The sequence below is a fragment of the Kribbella sp. NPDC026596 genome (assembly GCF_040638415.1).
Classification (GTDB): domain Bacteria; phylum Actinomycetota; class Actinomycetes; order Propionibacteriales; family Kribbellaceae; genus Kribbella.
The window spans coordinates 104,682-123,697 of record NZ_JBEZYF010000002.1 but is presented as its reverse complement, the minus strand read 5'-3'; the positions used below and the strand labels follow the sequence as shown (position 1 = coordinate 123,697).

Here is a 19,016-nt window from a genome sequence, read left to right as displayed (position 1 = left end):
TGTCGATGACGGGGCCTCGCGTGGCCGTGGTGGGAATCCACGGCCACGGGGCCTCCCATGTTCGCAACGTGGCCCGGCTCGCCGCGGCCGGCCAGGCCGAGCTGGTCGCCGTGGCCGATCCGCAGCCGGCCACGGAGCTGCCGCCTGACGTGCAGGTCTTCGGTGGTCTGGACGAGCTGCTCGCGGCGACCGAGGTCGACGTGGTGATCATCAGTACGCCGATCCAGACGCACGTACCGCTGGCGACGCTGGCGATGCGCGCGGGGGTCGACGTACTGCTGGAGAAGCCGCCGACCGCGTCGCTGGCCGAGTTCGAGCAGTTGTCCGCGGTGGTCGCGGAGACCGGACGGGCCTGTCAGGTCGGCTTCCAGGCGCAGGCGTCCCAGGCCACGCTGACGCTGGCTGGAATGGTTGCCGACGGCCGGCTTGGCGAGATCCGCGGGATCAGTGCCGTGGGCAAGTGGGTTCGGAAGGCGCGGTACTTCCAGCGGGCCCGGTGGGCCGGGCATCGGACGCTCGACGGTGTGGCGGTGGTCGACGGTGCGGTGACGAACCCGCTGGCCCACGCGACCGCGGCCGCCTTGCTGCTCGACGGGTCGACGGGTGCTGACGACGTACGGTCGGTGGAGACCGAGCTGTACCGGGCGAACGCGATCGAGTCCGACGACACGTCCACGGTCCGGATCGTCACCGGCCGCGGTACGACGATCCTGATCGCGGTCACGTTGTGCGCCGCGGAGCATCTCGAGCCGGCCGTGATCGTGCACGGCTCGCAGGGGCGCGCCGTACTGCGGTATGCGTCCGACACCCTCGAAACCAGTGCGGGGACCACGAAGTACGAGCGGGCTGATCTCTTGGAGAACCTGCTCGCTCATCGTGCGGATCCCGCCGTACCGCTGTATTGCCCGCTGGAGGCGACGGGTGGATTCACCCGCGTCGTCGAGGCGGTGCGGACGGCGAAGGACCCGGCCGAGATCCCGGCCGGGCTGATCCGGTGGGAGGACGAAGAACTCGAACGGCATCCGGTCGTGCTCAACGTCGAGCAATGGATCGATCGGGCCTCGGACGAGCTGGCGTTGTTCAGCGAACTCGGGGCGCCCTGGAGTATTCCAGCGACACGGGAGAATTGATGACGCAGAACCTCGGCTGTAACCACGCTGTCGGACATTCGATCCAGGTGACGGCGGGCGATGGCGAGCTGTTCACCTACGTCTACAACGCGGACGATCCGCAGTACGAGTCGCCGCGACCGTACTTCCACCCGATCCGGACGCTGACCGGCGACCTGGTCAGCGTGTACCGGCCTTGGGACCACCTCTGGCACAAGGGGATGTCCTGGTCGTTGCCGCACTTCGGGCACGACAACTTCTGGGGCGGGCCGACGTTCACCAAGGAGAACGGGTATAAGCCGCTCGACAACAACGGTTCGCAGGACCACGACCGGGTCGACGCGCTCGACGTGGCCGATGACGAGGTCCGGTTCGCCCACCAGCTGTCCTGGCACACCCAGGGCGGCAAGCATGTCGTCGACGAGGCGCGCACGATCACCGCGCGGCTCGCGGACGACGGCTGGGTGCTGGTCTACGAGACCGCGATGACGAACGTCTCCGGCGAGACCATCCAGATCGGCAGCCCGACCACGGCCGGCCGGCCGAACGCCGGCTACGGCGGTCTGTTCTGGCGTGGACCGCGCGCGTTCACCAACGGCACGATCCTCGCCCCGCAGGGCAAGGGCCGCGACGAGCTCCGCGGTCAGCGCGCACCGTGGATGGGCTTCACCGCCCGCCAGGACGAAACCGACACCGCCTCGACGATCATCGTCGCCGATGCCACCGACAACGTCCGGCACCCACCGGAGTGGTTCGTCCGCTCCGAGGACTTCGCCGCCGTCTGCCCGGCCCCCTTCTTCTCCGAAGAGCTCCCCTTCACCGCGGGCGAGACCCTCCGACTGAAGTACGCCGTACTGGTTGCCGACGGCCTCTCCGACGACCAACGAGCCAAAACCCTCGCAGCCCAAGCCCAAAAGGCCCTCACCGCCGGCTAGTCAGCGAGGCAGAGCGAGCGTGAAGCACGTGTCGCCGGGACGGGACGTGACCGTGACGACGCCGCCGTGGGCCTCGGTGATGGATTGAGCGAGAGACAGTCCCAGGCCCGAGCCGCCGGAGTCGCGGGTGCGTGACGCATCGGCGCGGGTGAAGCGTTCGAAGACGTTCGGTTGCAGGTCGGCCGGGATGCCGGGGCCGTCGTCGTGGATGGTGAGGACGGCCGAATGGCGGTCGTCGGCCATCAATCCGACGGTCACGGTGGTCCCGGCCGGCGTGTGTCTCCGGGCGTTGCTGAGCAGGTTCGCCACGACCTGGTGCAGCCGCTGCTCGTCGCCCGTGACCACCAAGGGTTCCGGCGGCAGGTTGAGTGCCCAATGGTGGTCGGGACCGACGATCCGTGCGTCGGTCACCGAGTCCTGCGCCAGCCGGTTGAGGTCGACGGGCCGGAGGTCGAGCGGCCGGCCGGCGTCGAGGCGGGCCAGTAGCAAGAGGTCTTCGACCAGGGAGGCCATTCGGGTGGCCTCGACCATGACCTTGCCCATGGCATGGGTGTAGAGCTCGGGATCGCGTTGGCGGAGGCTTAGTTGGGCATAGCCGTGGATCGTGGTCAGGGGTGTGCGGAGTTCGTGGGAGGCGTCGGCGACGAACTGGCGGACTTGTTGCTCGCTCCGGTGGCGGGCGTCGAGTGCGTGCTCCATGCGGCCCAGCAAGGTGTTGAGTGCGACGGCGACCTGGCCGACCTCGGTCCGCTCGTCGGTGAGTTGGTCCGGCACCCGTGCGGTCAACCCGATCTCGCCGGTGTCGAGTCGTAGGCCGGCCACCTCGCGGGCGGTCTGCGCGACCCGGCGCAGTGGCCGCAATTGACGCCGTACGACGAAGACCGCGACGCCACCCGCGGTCAGTACGCCGATGCCGCCGAAGAGCACCTCCCAGCCGATCAGGCTGTTGATCGTGTCGTCGATGTCCTTCGTCGGCAGCCCCGTGACCACCGTGACCCCCTCGAACTGCGACGCGTGCACTCGGTACTCCCCGAGCCCCGGGAGGTCGACGGTGTCGTTCGTCCCATCAACCGGTACGTCGTCGAGTACGGACACTGCCGTGTCCGAGAGGTCCGCCACCACGCCGTCCGCGGTGATGACGTTGCCGCTGGCACTCGACGGCGTCAGGTAGGCGGTCACCGTGCCCGCGTCCTGCCCGTGCGGCGCATCCCCCGGTGGGCCACCGCCGCCCTTGGTCAGCACCCCGATCGCCCGGCCCTGCGACGCCTGCACCTTGCTGTCCAACTGCTTGGTCAGGTACGAACTGATCGCGGCCGTCGTCAGCACGCTGATCACGACACTCACCACCGCGACCAGCACCACCATCGCCGCCGCGACCCGCACGCTCAACGAGCGCGCCGCGAACCCCCACCTCGACCTCATGCCCCCAGCATGAGCACCCACCCCTCGGACACCCTCCGATTTCCCTGTGACCTCCCTGTGAAGGTCACAGTTAAATGAATTGGGAGGTGTGAAGGTCGGTGAGAGTGGGGAGGTTCGAGACGTTTTCCGGATTCGCCTCCCCTATCGGGGCCGGAAACCGGTAGCCTCGTGCAGCGCCCATTCGGGGGAGAGGTCGCCGTACTACCATTCCCGACGAAACTGCCGGAGAGCCCAAACCGGTCAGGAGACCACGTCTTGCAGGAGAACACCAGCAATCCCAGTACTGGCGAACTGGCGAACGTACCCCTAACCGGTGCGGACAAGGTCGCCTACGCCTTCTACGCCACTGCGGCCGCGGCTGCACTTGTCGGCCAGGTCTGGGCCGGCGTGACCCACATCCCCTGGCCGGACTCCGGCTTCTCGACGTTCCTCAAGATCCTCCTCGTGACGCCCGCGGTCGCGGTGCTCGAGCTCGGTGGTGTCGCCACCGCCGCGCTCGCCGACCTGCGCCGGCGCAAGGGTGAGCAGGCCTACGCCTACCGCGCGATGTCGTTCTTCGCGGCGCTCGTCGCGGTCGTCTTCAACGTGGTCGGCCACTGGCGCCCGGAGGAGCGGTTCCTCGCCTTCGGCTTCGGCGGCCTGTCGGCGTTCGCCTACGTGCTCTGGCTGATCCACAGCTCGGCCCGTCGCCGCGACGCACTGCGGCGCGCGGGTCAGATGCGCGAGACCGGCCCGGTGTACGGCGTCATCCAGTGGGCCCGCGAGCCCCGGGTCACCTGGCTGGCCCGGTCGCTGGCGATCGAGCACGGCTACGGCCTGTACGAGAGCCTCCGCGCGGCTCATCACCAGATCCGGAACCGGAGCCGCCGCGAGGCCATCGCCGGGACCGTTGCCGAGTACATCCGGTCCGAGCACCAGGACGAGCGGCTGGCGAAGATCGCCGAGACGACGTACGACCCGGACCGGCTGGCCGGGATGCTCGAGGAGCGGATCAACTACGAGGTCATCACCAACAAGCTGACCAAGGCGATCTCGCCGCCCCCCGAGCCGGCGGAGCTCGAGGAGCGCGGTGACCTGCGCGCGGCGGTCTGGGTGCTCGAGGGTGGCAAGCCGCAGCAGATCCGGACCGACGGCGGCCTGTCGCTGCGCGACGAGGACGCCTGGACCGGTGAGCTGATGGCTGTCGACTACCAGCCGATCAACAGCACCGACGAGTCGGTCGCCGAGGCGGTCGTGGTCGAGGACGAGAGCGAACCGCAGCACGTCGTCCAGTCCAACGGCGCCCAGAACGGTGCCGCGAGCAACGGCGCCGCGACGAACGGGGCCCAGCGCAACGGGGCTGCCAAGCTCAAGCCGCTGGCCCCGCAGCCGAAGGCCGAGCCGGTGGTGCAGAAGCCGCAGCCGCCGTCGCCGTTCGCCGACGCGACCGACACGCAGCCGCCGGCGCTGATCACCGCTCCGGTCGTCAACCCCGAGCCGGCTGCCCAGAAGGCCGAGCCGGCGGACGACCAGCCGGAGCCGACCGCGCTGGAGAAGAAGCGGATGCGCGCGTGGGCCTTGCTGTCCGACTGGCCGGAGGGTCACGAGCGTACGGCGAAGAAGCTGGCCGATGCGATCGCGTCGAGCGAGCCGATGGCCGCGCGCTTCATCGAGCAGTACGAGGCCGAGCACGGCTTGGCCTTCACTTCGCAAAACTGAATCAGTACGTCGCAGAACTGAACGACCTGCCGGTGGATCTCAGCCTTCGAGGCCGAGGTTCACCGGCAGCTCAGCGAGGCCACTCACAAGCACGCGCCGCCACTCGAGCTCCTCGGCCGGCTTCGCCAGGCTCATTCGCGGGAACCGCCGTACCAGGGCCAGCAACGACTCCTGCAGCTCGATCCGGGCCAGCTGCGCACCCAGGCAGAAGTGCGGCCCGAAGCCGAACGACAGGTGCTTGTTGTCCGGCCGATCCAGCCGCAGCTCGTCGGGAGCGTCGTACGCGCGCGGGTCCCGGTTGGCCGAGTTGAGCGCGGCCATCACGCCCTCGCCGGCCTTGATCTGTGCGCCGTGCAGCTCGAGGTCCTCGACCGCGACACGCAACTGACCGACCTCGCTGAAGCGGTTGAAGCGCAGCAGCTCCTCGATCGCCGACGGGACCAGCTCGTGGTTGTCGACGAGCTTCGCCCAGTTCTCCGGCCATCGCAGCAACGTCGCGACGCAGCTCGAGATCTGGTTCGCCGAGGTCTCGTGGCCGGCGACCAGCAGGTTCACCCCGAACGCGATTAGCTCTTCCTGACTGAGCCGGTCGCCCTCCTCGCGGGCGCGGACGAGCTCGTCGAGCAGGTCCTCGGCCGGCTTGTCGGCGTTCGCGAGCTTCTTGGTGACCAGGTCCTCGATGTACGCCGTCAGACTGGTCATCGCGTCCTCGACCAGATCCTTCTCGGCCATCTTCATGCTGTACCCGAGCTCGGTCCACTCACGGAACTGCTCGCGGTCCTCGTACGGTACGCCGAGCAGCTGGCAGATCACCTGGATCGGCAAGGGCAACGCGACCAGCTGCCGGATGTCGGCGCCGTCCCCGGCTCTCGCCACATCCCCGGCAAGCTGTGCGGAGAGGTCCGCCACCCACGGCCGGGTCCGCTCGATCCGCCGGTGCGCGAACGTCGACGACACCAGCTTCCGCAACCGGGTGTGCTCCGGCGGGTCGGTCGTGGTCAGGCTGTTCGGCATCGGCTTGGCCAGCGCGACCCGCGGTGCGCCCTGCTTGACGACGGCCGCCCGCGAGAACCGCGGATCCGCGAGCACCATCCGCACGTCGTCGTACCGCGTCACCAGCCAGACCTCGGCCCCCGCCAACGTCCGCACCCGCGCCACCGGCTGGTTCTCCCGGAGCTCGGCGAACGTCGGCGAGGGATCGAACCGAAACGCATCCTCGAACGGAATCTGCAGTACCGGCTCCGACATATTCACGACCCTAAGCGAGTTAGGTAACCCTTCGCTCGCGGTCCGGCGCGGCGCGCCGGGTGGTGAAGGCGGGGATGACGAGGGCGGCGGCGATGAGCAGCATCAGGACGGCGCCGACGAGAGAGCCGACGGTGATGCCTTCGACGGCGGGGACGGTTCCGCCCATACTCAGTTCGGCCGCGACGTTCCGCGAACCGTCGGCGTTCATGATCACCACGGACCAGTCGCCGCTCTTGGCGGTCCAGGTGAGGGTGCTGGAATCAGTGCCGGTGGCGGAGGCGACCCAGAAGGTCTGGCCGGCGGGTGCCGCGGCAGGCTTGTCGCCGGCGCGGGCCGTCGTGGAGAGCTTGAAGGGATCGACATCGAAGTCCACGACCTCGTCGTGGCCGACGCCGTCCAGGTACGCCGCGACGTCGGCGGCCGGCCCGATACCGATGAACACCGGCGCGCCGGAGGTCGAGGCGAAGTCGACCCGGACCTCACCGAGGAAATCGTCGGTGTAGAACGCGTCCGGCCCGGTGCCGCCGATGTCGAGCGACGGTGAGACCAACGCCGACGTGCCGGTGCTGACCCGCTCCGGTCCCGCGGTGTAGTAGCCGTTGCCGTCGCGCTGCTGCTGGGCCCACAGCCCGAAGCCGCCGATCGCGAACAGGACGACGCTGACCAGGCCGGCAATGGATCCCGCGACGACCAGCAAGGTGCGCCAGCCACTCCACGAGCGGCGGACTGCAGGAGTAGGGACTGTGGTGGTCATGAGACTGTCTCCGTGACGTTGGTCTGATGGCGCGGTTCGACGGCTTCGGCTGGTGCGGGACTGGTCCAGAAGCGGCGGCTGCCGATCAGCAGGACGACGGCGACCGCGCACCACACGGCGACGTACAGCCACGTCTCCCGCGTCGCGTCCACGCCGGCGGGCCAGAGGTCTTCGGTGTTGATGCTGCCCTCGGTGGCGTGCGCGATGAGGGTGATGAGCACGCTGCCGGCGGCGTGGTTGAACAGCCACGCGTACCAGAAGGTGACCGCGACCGTGGTCAGCGCCTCGAAGGGCTGCAGGCCGAACGACGAGATGAAGAACAGGGGCAGGTGCCAGCCGGTGATGGCCGCGGCCATGATCGCGGTCGCGGCGAGCGGGGTGCGGTTCGCCTGCAGCCGGGGCTGGGCGTAACCACGGAAACTCGGCTCTTCACTGAACGGGCCGCCGGTCGGGTTGACGATGTTCATCCCGATCACGATCGCGATGCCGTACCAGGGCGTGAACTGGCCGGAGCCGGGCGCCGGTGCGCCCAGGGCCTGGTTGATCCCGATCGTCACGAAGTGCACGAGGAGCGGTACGGCGATCGCGACGACGTACCAGATCCAGCGAACCCGCCAGCGGATCATCCGGGCACCGATGGATTTCAGGCCGGCGAGACCTTCGGTCAGGGAGACGACGACGAGGGCGGCGATCAGGGCGCCGGGAGCGAAGAAGCTCCCGAACGGGATGCCTGCCCAGGCCAGGACATAGGCCAGGACGAAGAAGCTGGCCACGGGGTGGTTGCGGATGAACGACATGACGGATCTCCTTGCGGAAGAGTGATTGCCGGCGGGTGCGGGCTGCCTGGCCGGTGGCGGTGTGCCGTCGTCGTCAGGCTGGTTCTGGATGATGCGGGTTTTCACGGGTGCCTCCAGGGGTCTACCTCGAGACTCGCGCCGCCGGGCGCGTTCGGCAGACCGGGCAACCGGTGAAGGAGGGGTTCGGGTTTCTGGTGTCTCGTCAGGCGCGCAGGTACAGCAGTACGGCGAGCACGCGGCGGGACTCGCTGCGCGTGGACGGAATACCGAGCTTGGTGAAGATGCCGGAGACGTACTTCTCCGCGGCCCGCAACGTGACCACCAGGTCGTCCGCGATGCCCTGGTTGGAGGCGCCGGTCGCCATCAGTTCCATGACCTGACGTTCGCGCGGCGTCAGCACGGCCAGCGGGTCGTCGCTGCGCCGTCGTTGCAGCAAGGTGGAGACGATCTTCGGATCGATGGCCGAGCCGCCACCGGCCACCCGCCGTACCGCGCCGGTGAAGTCCTCGACGTCGCTAATCCGGTCCTTCAGCAGGTAGCCGACGCCTTCGGCCGATTCGGACAGCAGTTGCATCGCCAGGCCGAGCTCGAGGTATTGCGACAGCACGAGTACCCCCAAGCCGGGATGGTGCTCGCGGATCTGCAGCGCGGCGCGCATGCCTTCGTCGTTGTGGGTCGGTGGCAGCCGGATGTCGAGGATCGCGATGTCCGGCGGGAAGCCGCGGACGTACCGCAGCAGGTCGTCGGCATTGTCGTACGCCGCGACCACCTCGAAGCCGGCGTCGCCGAGGATCCTGGTCAGTCCCTCGCGCAGCAGCACGCTGTCCTCGGCGATGGCTACCCGCATGGGATCTCCGCCTCGAGCCGGGTGCCGCCGCCGGGGGGACTCCAGATCCGCAGCCGGCCGCCGATCGCCTCGACCCGGTCGGCGAGACCGCGCAGGCCCGACCCGCGTTCGGTGTCCGCGCCGCCGACGCCGTCGTCGAGAACCTCGACGACGAGTTGACCGGCGGACCGTGTGACGCGAACGGACGCCGTACTCGCGTGGGCGTGCTTGGCGATGTTCGTCAGGCTCTCGCTGACCACGTAGTACGCGGCGACCTCGGCGTGCTCGGGCAGCCTTCCGCCGGCCGCGACCTCCAGCGTGACCGGGACGACAGCCTCGGCGGCGAGGGACTCCAGCGCGACTCCCAGACCATGACCGGTCAGGACCGCCGGATGGATGCCGCGCGCAACATCCCGGAGCTCGTCCAGCGATGTGGTGACCTGCAGCTTGGCCCGCATCAGGCGCGCCTTGGTGTCGGCGTCATCGGCGGACCGGCCGGCGATCAGTCCGAGTTCGAGCGCCAGCGCGACCAGTCGCTGCTGTGCACCGTCGTGCAGGTTGCGTTCGAGCCGCTTCCGTTCCTGCTGCTCGGCGTCGATGACGCGCGCGCGCGAACCCTGCAGTTCGTGCAGCCTGGCCCGCAGCTCTGCCTGTAGGCGGCTGTTCTCCAAGGCGATGCCGGCCGCCGCCGCGACCGCGTCCAGCAACTCGTGCTCGTCCCCGAGCGACCGGTCGAACTCGAGGGCGACGACGGGTTCGTCATCGCGATAGATGACCCGCGTCGCCCGCCCGTCGGCCACGTCGGGCAGGGTGACCGCATGTCCTTCGGAGTCGGCCCAGCTGCCGTACTTCGGCAACCAGAAGGCAATGGTCAACGAGGGATCGTGCAGGGCTCGCGCCAGCGGCTCGCGCAGGTCGCCGGCCGGGTGTGCGCGCAGGTCCATCAGCAACGTGCCGACATCGGTGCGGGCCAGCCGGGCGTCCAGCAGCCCGAGCAGGAACACGACGGGCGCGAGTCCGAGCGCCGCGAACGTGACGTGCCGAACGGTCTCGATCTGCGGCCAGCCCCGCAGTCCCGCGATGAACAGGATCGCGAGCATGATCAGTGCCAGCCCGTAACTGTCCACGAGCAACGCAACCGGCCGTCGACGGACCAGGCTCGCAGACGGTCGCCGGACCAGCAGAAGGGCGGCGCCGACGAGCAGCAGCACGCTCATCGTGATCAGCTCGAGCTGCTCGATCCGGCCGGCCAGGACCGGTCGCGTCGTGACGGTGAAGATGCTGTCCGGGTTGATCCCGAGCAGGATCTTCGCGAGCTGCAGGACCAGCGCGGTCGCGTAACCGCAGCCGACGACGAGGCGGCGGAGCCGTCCTGTCACCCGTCCGGTCGGATAGGCGAGGAACACGTGCAGGAACATGGCGGCCGGTAGCAGGTCGAGCAGATGGCCGATCGAGAGCAGCACCGGCACGGTCGACCACTGCAGGGCGGTCAAGGCCATCACGAAACCGGTGGCGATCATCAGCGGACCGAGCCGGCTCGCCGGCCGGCGCCACCAGGCGAGGGTCCCGCTGATCAGGTACGGGATGGTGATCCAGTTGAAGAGCAGTGCCTGCAGGCCCGGCCGGACCAGTTCGTCGCCCGCCAACGCGAGCGCGACCGAGACGACCAGCGTGCCGAAACCCGCCACGACGGTCGCCCACAGCGCCCACGGCCCCGGTCCGCGGGCCGATTCGATCGTCGGCACCGCCACAACCTGTCACCCACCCTCTACCGCCACCCTGCGCTCGTTACCCCGCGCAGGCAATGCGTGGGCCCCGAACGGCATGAGGTGGCCCCGTCGGTGACGGGACCACCTCTCTGCGTGAGCCGGGGCTACTTGGTGCCGAAGGTGTAGATGGTGGTGGACTTGTAGGTTTCGCCGGGGCGCAGGATTGTGGACGGGAAGTTGGGGTGGTTCGGGGAGTCCGGGAAGTGCTGGGTCTCGAAGGCGAAGGCGTCGCCCTGGCGGTAGGCCTTGTTGCCGATGCCGAGGAACGTGCCGTCGAGGAAGTTGCCGCTGTAGAACTGGGCGCCGGGCTGGTCGGTGTGCACGGTGACCGTGCGGCCGTGCTCGGGCTCGGTGAATCGGCCGGCGAAGCGGAGACCGTCGTCGTCCGGTTGACCGCCGAGGACGAAGTTGTGGTCGTACCCGCGGCCGACGATCAGCTGCGGGTGGTCGTGCCGGATCCGGGCGCCGATCGCGGTCGGCTTGCTGAAGTCGAACGGCGTACCGGCGGTCGGCGCGAGCTCGCCGGTCGGGATCAGACCGGCGTCGACCGGGGTGTACTTCGGCGCGTTCAGCTCCAGCACGTGGTCGTAGATGGTTCCATTGCCCTCGCCGAGCAGGTTGAAGTACACGTGGTTGGTCAGGTTGACGATGGTCGGCTTGCCCGCGACGGTCGCGTGGTAGTCGATGCGCAGGTTGTCGCGCTTGTCCAGCGTGTACGTCACTGTGCTGGTGAGCTCACCAGGGAAGCCCATCTCGCCGTCGGGGCTGACGTAGGTGAAGGCGACGCCGACGGCCTTGTCATTGCGGACGACCACCGCCTTCCAGACCTTCTTGTCGAAGCCGATGGTGCCGCCGTGCAACGCGTTCTCGCCGTTGTTGATCGGGATCTGGTACGTCGTCCCGTCCAGCGTGAACCGGCCCTTCGCGATCCGGTTGCCGTAGCGGCCGATGGTGGCACCGAAGTACGGGCTGAGTGCCGCGTAGTCGGGCAGGTTGTCGAAGCCGAGGCTGATGTTGGTGGTCCGGCCGCGCCGGTCCGGGGTCTCGACGCGCTGGATGGTGGCCCCCCAGGTCAGCATCGAGATCGTCACCTGGCCGTTGGTGAACGTGTACACGTCCACCTGCTGGCCGCCCGGGGTGGTGCCGAACGGTTCCTTGCGAATCTCGAGCTTGCCGTGGTGTTCGCCCATGGCGGCCAACTTAGCGTTCGTACCAGCGGTGGAACTGGCCTGGGTGGTGGCCTCGGCGGTGCTGTGCAAAGCGCCCGCGGCGGCGGCACCCAAGCCCAGTGCGCCGGCGGTCCGGAGGACCTGGCGGCGGGGCAGGTGGTCGGGCATCGCAATCCCCTCAATCGTTGTAGAACGGCTGTTCGGCACGATAAGCACGCCAGGCCAATGTTTGGAACAGTTCGTAACGGTTCGAATTCGTCCGATGTCTCCGGTGTGATCGAGGGGACTGGCCGGTGCTGACCGGATCGGTCCGGTCCCCGCCCCGATCGGGTCTACTAGGGGTACGACGTACGCCGCGAGGATGAGCGGTATGAGCCGAACCGCACTGATCGTGATCGACGTCCAGGAATCGTTCAGGGTCCGCCCGAACTGGGCGGCCGTGAACCACCCCGACATCGCCGAGCGGGTCGACCGCTTGGTCCACGCGGCCCGGGACTCCGGTGACCTGGTCGTCTGGGTCCTGCACACCGAGCCGGGCACCGGCGGCGCCTTCGACCCGGCGGAGGGCCACGTCCGGCTGATCGAGGGACTCGCGCCGATCGAGGGTGAGCCGCTGATCACTAAGACGTCCCACAACGCCTTCACCACAACGAATCTGCAGCAGCTCCTGACGCAGCACGGCGTCACCGACCTCGTGATCAGCGGTATCCGCACTGAGCAGTGCTGCGAGACCACCGCCCGGGTCGCGTCGGACCTCGGGTACGAGGTCGTCTTCGTCTCCGAGGCGACCGCGACTACCCCGCTGCCGCACTGGACCATGCCCGCGGACGCGACCCTCGACGAGATCCTGGCCGACCCGCGGACGCTCAGCCCGGAGGTCGTCACCGAGCGGACCGAGTACGCCCTGGCCGGCCGGTTCGCCACCATCCGGGCGCTCGACGAACTGACCGCCGTACCCGTGGCATCCTGACTGGATCATGACTACCCAGGTCGTCTTCCTGCTGGTGCCGAAACTGCACCTGCTGGATCTGGCCGGGCCGGCGCAGGTGTTCTCGACCGCGAACGACCTCGGCTACGGCTACCAGCTGAGTTATGTGGCCGAGGTCGACGAGATCGTCACCGCCCAAGGGGTGCCGGTGAAGGCGCGGCTGGACTGGCCGGACCTCGGTCCTGACGACCTGATCGTCGTACCGGGGTGGCGGTCGCCGCGGTTGTCGCCGGTGCCGCCGATCGGCCCGGAGACGCGGCACCGGTTGCGGAGTCATCATGCGGCCGGGGGATCGGTGGTGAGTGTGTGTTCGGGTGCCGACGCGCTCGGTGCGGCCGGGTTGCTGGACGGGCACCGGTACACCACGCACCACGACCTGACCGACGAGTTGGCGGCGCGCTACCCGAAGGCGACTATCGTCCGCGACGTCCTGTACGTCGTGGACGACCGCGTGATCACCTCGGCCGGGATCGCCAGCGGGATCGACCTGGCACTGCACCTGGTCGCGGTCGCGCGTGGTGCCGAGGCGGCGGCGCGGATCGCGCGGGAGATGGTCGTGTACGCGCGTCGGAACGGCGACGAACTGCAGGAGAGCGCGATGCTGCGGCACCGCGGTCACCTCAGCGACCTCGCCCATCGGGTGCAGGACCTGATCGACGCCCGGTACGCCGATCGCCTGCTGCTGACCGAGCTCGCCCAGCAGATCGGGGTCAGTGAACGCACCCTGACGCGGATCTTCACCACCGCGACCGGCCTGACCCCGCTGCGCTACCAGCAACTCCTCCGCCTCGAGCGCGCCGAACACCTGATCGGCCACGGCACCACGATCGAGGCGGCGGCCCGAGCGGTCGGTTTCGAGGACGCCCGGATGCTCCGCCGCCTCCGCGCCCGCGCCGCCGAACCCGTCGCCGGGTAGAGGTAGGTCTACCTCCGGTGGGGGCGCAGGACTCCTGAGTTCCGCGCGCCGTCCAGCGAGGCTCGTTCTGTGAACAGAACGAGCGTGAGCAGAGGTTCGGTGACTGTGCGGGTGGCGCGCTGGAGTGCCACCCATCCATGGCGGGCGATCGGCCTGTGGCTGTTGCTCGTCGTCGTGGCGGTCGGGATGTCGGTGGCGATCCCGAAGCAGCAAACTCAGGACAAGGACACCTGGGTCGGGCAGTCGGGGCAGGCCGCCGAACTGATCCAGCAGGCCGGACTCGCCGACAAACCGAGCGAGACCGTGTTGCTGACCGATCCGGACGGGCCGCTGGACAAGGCGGCCGCCACAACGGCGATCGGCCAGCTCCGGCAGAAGTTCAGCGCCCTCGAGGCGGTCCAAAGCGTTGGCCAGCCGGTCTGGTCGGAGAACGGCAAGGCAGCACTGCTGCCGATCGAGCTGAAAGGTACGGCGGACGACGCGGCCGACGCCATCGAGAAGGTCGTCGCCGCCACCGGCGAGGTGCAGCAGGCCAACCCAGGCCTGAGCATCGCGCAGGCCGGGGAGGCCTCCCTCGACGCGGGCATCTGGAAGCAGGTCGGGTCCGATCTCGCGAAGGCGGAGAAGCTCAGCCTGCCGATCACCTTCGGGTTGATGCTGCTCGCCTTCGGCGCGTTGATCGCGGCCGGAATCCCTGTCCTGCTGGCGTTCTCGGCCGTCGGCGCGGCCCTCGGCTTCTACGCGCCGCTGTCCTACCTCTTCCCGGACGGCGGCTCGGTCGCGAACGTCGTACTGCTGATCGGGATGGCCGTCGGCGTCGACTACTCGCTCTTCTACCTCAAGCGTGAACGCGAGGAACGCCGCAAGGGCTGGGACACTTTGCACTCCGTCGAGATCGCCGCGGCTACCTCCGGGCACTCGGTGGTCGTGTCCGGTGTCGCCGTGATCGTCTCGATGGCCGGCCTGTACGTCGCTCAGGACGCGACGTTCGCCTCGATGGCGACGGCAACGATCGTGGTCGTCGCGGTGGCGGTCCTCGGTTCGTTGACCGTCCTCCCGGCCTTGCTCGCGAAGCTGGGGCACCGGGTCGACCGGCCGCGCGTCCCGCTGCTGTGGCGGCTCAACCGGCGCATCGGTCCCGGTGGGATCAGCCGCCGCATCCTGGCGCCCGTACTGCGTCACCCGCGGGCGGCACTGTCGCTCTCGGCCGTCGTCGTGGTGGCGCTCGCCGTACCGGCACTCGGGATGAAGACCGAGTCGGGCGACCTGAACTCACTGCCGCAGAGCATTCCCGAGGTGCGCACGTTCAAGGCGCTGCAGGAGAACTTCCCGTCGCAGGGCGGCCTCTCGTACGACGTGGTCGCGCGAGGCGACGGTGCTGCCGCGGGGCTGGCTCGGTTGCAGGAGTCCGCCGTACAGAGCGGGAAGTTCGTCGTACCGCCGGCGGATGCGGTTAGGCAGTCTGGTGAAACCGCTGTGCTGACGGTCGTGTCGGTGTTGCCGGAGAGCAGTGGGAACGCCGAGGTCGCGCTGGACCAGTTGCGCGACGATCTGGCGCCGGCCGCGTTGGGATCTACGACCTGGGCCGTGGGTGGAGAATCGGCCGACTCCGTTGACTATGGCAACAATCAGCGGGACAAGCTGCCGTGGGTGATCGCGTTCGTATTGGCGTTGACCTTGGTGATGATGGCGGTCACGTTCCGGAGCGTGGCGATCGCGCTGGTGACGACTCTGCTCAACCTGGCCTCGGTGGCGGCGTGCTTCGGGGTACTGTCGCTGGTGTTCCAGCACACATGGGCCGAAGGGTTGCTCGGGTTCACCTCGGTCGGGTACGTGGTGTCGTGGATCCCGCTGTTCCTCTTCGTGATCCTGGTCGGCTTGTCGATGGACTACCACGTGTTCGTGCTCGGCCGGATCCGCGAGGGTGTCGCCGAGGGCCTGACGCCGCGCGAGGCGGTGCGCAAGGGCATCACCGAGTCGGCCGGCGTGGTGACCAGTGCGGCCGCGGTGATGGTCTCGGTGTTCGCCGTCTTCGCGACCCTTGGCATGCTGGAGATGAAGCAGATGGGCGTCGGCCTGGCCGTCGCCGTACTGATCGACGCCACCCTGGTCCGGATCGTCATGCTCCCGTCGATCCTCGTGCTGCTGGGTCGCAAGGCGTGGTGGCCGAACCGGCTGCACCGGGAAGCGCCGGTGCAGCCGGAACGCGAGCTCGTCGCTACCTGAACCTGTAGGCCGCGGTCAGGTTGCTGACCGCGGCACTCAGGTGCCCGGTGAGGAGCTGGTGCTCGGCGTCGGAGATCAGCTTGGACGTCGGCTCGGTGAGGTTCTGACCGATCTTGTTCTGCGCGATCCATCGGGCCGTCCCGACGACCGCGTCGTCCTCGGCGAAGGTGTCCGCCGTGGTGCGCTCGAGGAGCTTCGCCGACTGGGCCACGGCCGCCAGTGCGATGGTTGCCTGCGGCCCTGACCAGTCCTTCACCCGGAGAGCGACACCGGCAGCGACCCCGGCGGCCAGCGCGTACGGATCATGCTTGCGCAGCAGGGTGTTCCGGGCCTCCGTCAGCTTCTGCCGCGCCGCGGCCTGCGTGGTCAGACCCCAGCCGTAGGGGTACTGCGGATCGTAGGAGGCGTCACCGACGTTCAGCGGCTGCTGGGCCTCGGTCCGCGGCCAGCTGACCGGGAGCCGGCCACTGAACGACCGCTTGCCGAACAGTACGTCGGCCACCCCGGCACCCTCGGTCCCCGGCAACCACGACGCCACCAGCGCATTGATCCTGCCGAGTTGGTCCGCGATCACCTGCGGCCGGCCGGACACGATCAGCACGACGCACTTCATCGCGCCGCACACCTTGTCCACCGCGGCCTTGTCGGCATCGGAGAGCAAGAGGTCGTGACCGTTGCCCACGTCACCGATCCCTTCGGCGTACGGGCGTTCGCCGACCACGACCACGCCGACGTCGTGTCCCTCCAGTGGTGCGGAGGCATCCGCGCTGAACGTTGCCGTCGGGACCACCTGCTTGATTCCGTCCAGGATCGTCGTACCAGTGGTCGTCGCTCCGGAACCGCCTTGCCAGGTGATGCTCCAGCCGCCCATCTGGTTGCCCAGGTCATTCGCGTTGCTGCCGGCGACGTACACCTTCGCGGTGGATGCCAAGGGCAACAGGTTGCCGTCGTTCTTCAGCAGCACCTGGGACTTCGCCGCCGCCTCCCGGCCGACCGCGCGGTGGGCCGCCGACCCGATCGAGTTCGCCTGCGACGTGTCGGCGTACGGGTGCTCGAAGAGGCCCAGCTTGAACTTCTCGGTCAGGATCCGCCGGACCGCGTCGTCGACCCGGGACACCGGCACCCGGCCGGCGGCGACCTCGTCGGTCAGACCCTGGGTGAAGCCCTGGTAGTTCGTCGGCACCATGATCATGTCGAGGCCGGCGTTGATCGACGTACGGATGTCGCTCGCGTAGTCGCCCGGCAGTTGGTCGATCGCCTGCCAGTCGCTGATCACGAAGCCGTTGAAGCCCATCCGCTGCTTCAGCACACCGTTGATCAGCTCGCCGTTCCCGTGCATCTTGACCGGAGCCTGGCCATCGATCGCGACACTCGAGTACGACGGCATCACGGTGCCGACCCCGAGATCCACGGCGGTCTCGAACGGCGCCAGGTGCAGCGTCTCCAGTTGCTGGCGGGTGACCTCGGTGATCCCCTGGTCGATCTTGTACGAACCCGTCGTCGACGATCCGTACGTCGTTCCGCCGTCGCCGACGAAGTGTTTCGCAGTCGCCAGTACGTGGTTGTTCTGCGCGAGCTGGCTGCCGTCCGCCTTGCCCTGCAGGCCGGTGATCACGGTCGCCATCGACTGCACGAGCGCCGGATCCTCGCCGTACCCCTCGTACGCGCGGCCCCAACGGTCGTCGCGGACCACGCAGACGCAGGGCGCGAAGTCCCACGGGATGCCGGTCGCGCGGACCTCGGTGGCGGTCACTTCACCGGTCCGCTTGGCGAGGTCCGGGTCGCGGGTGGCGCCGATGCCGATGTTGTGCGGCAGGATCGTCGCGCCGACTACGTTGTTGTGACCGTGGACACCGTCCACGCCGTAGATCAGCGGGATCTGCAGCCGGGTCGCCTGCGCGTTCAGCTGGAAGTTGTCGATCATCGCGGCCCATGCGGCCGGGGTGTTCGGCGTCGGTACCGAGCCGCCGCCGGAGAGCAGCGAGCCGAGCGCGTACGTCGCGATGTCGGTGCGGGACCGCAGTGCGTTGCGCTCGGCCTGGGTCATCTGGCCGACCTTCTCGGCCAGCGTCATCCGGGCGAGCAGGTCGTCGACGCGCTTCTTCAGCGGGAGCTTCGGGTTCAGGTACGGGAGGTCGTGGGCGTTGATCACCACGACCGGCTGGGTCGCGGGGGCCTTCGCGCCGGTGACCGTGAGCTCGAGCGGGATGGTCTCCGCGGCCTCGGCGGTGCGATCCTTGCGGGTCGCGACGGCCACGGTCTGCGCGGTGCCGGACGGCGTACCCGCTGGGAAGGTGAGCGTGCCGGACACGGGGGTGTAGTCGTCGGCGCCCGCGCTGCCGGTGCCGGTCTTGTAGTCGACGGTGACCGGCTCCTCGAGCGGGGTGCCGCCGGTCGTCGCGACCGAGACCTTCACCTGCGCGGTGCCGCCCTCCTTGACCGGGTAGACGCCCGCGTCGGTGACGACGCTCGCCTTCAGCGCGGGATCCGCCTTGCCGTAGATCTCGACCTGGTCGATCGCGAACTCACCCGGGGAGCCGACCGGCATGGTGATCGCGTAGCCCCACATGTGCGTCAGGTTGAGCACCTGGTCGATGCCGCCGACCGGCTGGTAGTCGGTGCGGTAGACGAGTTCGCTGAACGGGATCTCGACCAGGTGCCAGCCCTGCCAGTCGTCGGTGAAGCTGGTGTTCCACAGCTCGGAGGCCTCGGCGTTCGCGCCGCCGTCCTTGATCTCGAAGAAGATCCGCTTCCCGGAGCCGGGTGGCAGCGGTGCGGTGTTCTGGCCGTACCACCAGAACCGGATCCCCTTGTACGCCGACCAGTCGCCGGGGTTCACGTCGTACGTCACGTCGTGGCTGAAGCCGCCGTACCCGCTGATGTTGTAGGTGCCGTGCAGCACCTTCTCGCCGGACGGGGCGTCGGCGCGGGTCTGCAGTTCCATCGTCGGCGGGTCGTCGGCATCGCTGCCCCAGCCGAAGATGCCGGCGTTCGGTGGCGACGCGAACGGCTCCCCACCTTCGAACGCCGCCAGCACGATCGGCGCCGGATCATCGGCCGACGCCTGGAGTGGCAACAGTCCGGCGATCAGAGCCGCCGCGGCGACCAGAGCTGTCCGACGAAAACCACGCATGGCCGCTCCCCACCTCCGCGCGAGCC

At 68.9% G+C, this 19,016-nt stretch carries 14 protein-coding genes; 6 read left to right on the top strand and 8 right to left on the bottom strand.

What is annotated here, in order from left to right:
• Positions 1–5 precede the first annotated feature (5 nt).
• Together AB0E63_RS02120 and AB0E63_RS02115 are read left to right on the top strand one after the other, a co-directional pair.
• Entirely contained in the window at positions 6–1,130 is a 1,125-nt protein-coding gene (locus AB0E63_RS02120) for a Gfo/Idh/MocA family oxidoreductase (RefSeq protein WP_360359931.1), read from the top strand.
• Positions 1,130–2,044, top strand: a complete 915-nt coding sequence (locus AB0E63_RS02115; RefSeq protein ID WP_360359928.1) for a PmoA family protein — start codon at positions 1,130–1,132, stop codon at positions 2,042–2,044. Before AB0E63_RS02120 ends, AB0E63_RS02115 begins: the two co-directional genes overlap by 1 nt.
• Here the strand turns inward: AB0E63_RS02115 and AB0E63_RS02110 are convergent, their stop codons facing one another.
• Complete coding sequence (locus AB0E63_RS02110; protein ID WP_360359925.1) at positions 2,045–3,466, bottom strand: HAMP domain-containing sensor histidine kinase; 1,422 nt, start codon at positions 3,464–3,466, stop codon at positions 2,045–2,047.
• A 255-nt stretch (positions 3,467–3,721) separates the two neighbouring features.
• On the opposite strand from AB0E63_RS02110, the gene AB0E63_RS02105 reads away from it, so the two are divergent.
• On the top strand, positions 3,722–5,164 hold the full coding sequence (locus tag AB0E63_RS02105) for a hypothetical protein (RefSeq protein WP_360359922.1): 1,443 nt from the start codon (positions 3,722–3,724) through the stop codon (positions 5,162–5,164).
• A gap of 39 nt (positions 5,165–5,203) precedes the next feature.
• Here the strand turns inward: AB0E63_RS02105 and AB0E63_RS02100 are convergent, their stop codons facing one another.
• The 6 genes from AB0E63_RS02100 to AB0E63_RS02075 form a co-directional block, all read right to left on the bottom strand.
• Positions 5,204–6,412, bottom strand: coding sequence for a cytochrome P450 (locus AB0E63_RS02100; protein ID WP_360359919.1), 1,209 nt, complete (start codon positions 6,410–6,412; stop codon positions 5,204–5,206).
• A 19-nt stretch (positions 6,413–6,431) separates the two neighbouring features.
• Positions 6,432–7,166 (bottom strand): hypothetical protein, encoded by a 735-nt coding sequence (locus AB0E63_RS02095; protein WP_360359916.1) that lies wholly within the window; start codon positions 7,164–7,166, stop codon positions 6,432–6,434.
• Entirely contained in the window at positions 7,163–7,963 is an 801-nt protein-coding gene (locus tag AB0E63_RS02090; protein ID WP_360359914.1) for a CPBP family glutamic-type intramembrane protease, read from the bottom strand. The genes AB0E63_RS02095 and AB0E63_RS02090 overlap by 4 nt, the downstream gene beginning before the upstream one ends.
• A 202-nt stretch (positions 7,964–8,165) precedes the next feature.
• Positions 8,166–8,810, bottom strand: coding sequence for a response regulator transcription factor (locus AB0E63_RS02085; protein WP_360359911.1), 645 nt, complete (start codon positions 8,808–8,810; stop codon positions 8,166–8,168).
• Positions 8,801–10,534 (bottom strand): sensor histidine kinase, encoded by a 1,734-nt coding sequence (locus AB0E63_RS02080; RefSeq protein WP_360359908.1) that lies wholly within the window; start codon positions 10,532–10,534, stop codon positions 8,801–8,803. Before AB0E63_RS02080 ends, AB0E63_RS02085 begins: the two co-directional genes overlap by 10 nt.
• 128 nt (positions 10,535–10,662) lie before the next feature.
• On the bottom strand, positions 10,663–11,895 hold the full coding sequence (locus AB0E63_RS02075) for an aldose epimerase family protein (protein ID WP_360359905.1): 1,233 nt from the start codon (positions 11,893–11,895) through the stop codon (positions 10,663–10,665).
• 202 nt (positions 11,896–12,097) lie between these two features.
• On the opposite strand from AB0E63_RS02075, the gene AB0E63_RS02070 reads away from it, so the two are divergent.
• The 3 genes from AB0E63_RS02070 (at position 12,098) to AB0E63_RS02060 (ending at position 15,857) form a co-directional block, all read left to right on the top strand.
• Positions 12,098–12,697 carry a cysteine hydrolase family protein gene (locus AB0E63_RS02070; RefSeq protein ID WP_360359903.1) on the top strand — a complete coding sequence of 200 codons (600 nt, stop codon included), beginning with the start codon at positions 12,098–12,100 and terminating at the stop codon, positions 12,695–12,697.
• 7 nt (positions 12,698–12,704) lie between these two features.
• Positions 12,705–13,631, top strand: a complete 927-nt coding sequence (locus AB0E63_RS02065) for a DJ-1/PfpI family protein (protein WP_360359900.1) — start codon at positions 12,705–12,707, stop codon at positions 13,629–13,631.
• 99 nt (positions 13,632–13,730) lie between these two features.
• Positions 13,731–15,857: an MMPL family transporter gene (locus AB0E63_RS02060; RefSeq protein ID WP_360359897.1), complete on the top strand. Its 2,127-nt coding sequence runs from the start codon at positions 13,731–13,733 to the stop codon at positions 15,855–15,857.
• On the opposite strand, the gene AB0E63_RS02055 is transcribed toward AB0E63_RS02060, so the two are convergent.
• Complete coding sequence (locus tag AB0E63_RS02055; protein ID WP_360359894.1) at positions 15,850–18,990, bottom strand: glycoside hydrolase family 3 N-terminal domain-containing protein; 3,141 nt, start codon at positions 18,988–18,990, stop codon at positions 15,850–15,852. The two genes, AB0E63_RS02060 and AB0E63_RS02055, sit on opposite strands and share 8 nt — an antisense overlap.
• Positions 18,991–19,016: the final 26 nt, after the last annotated feature.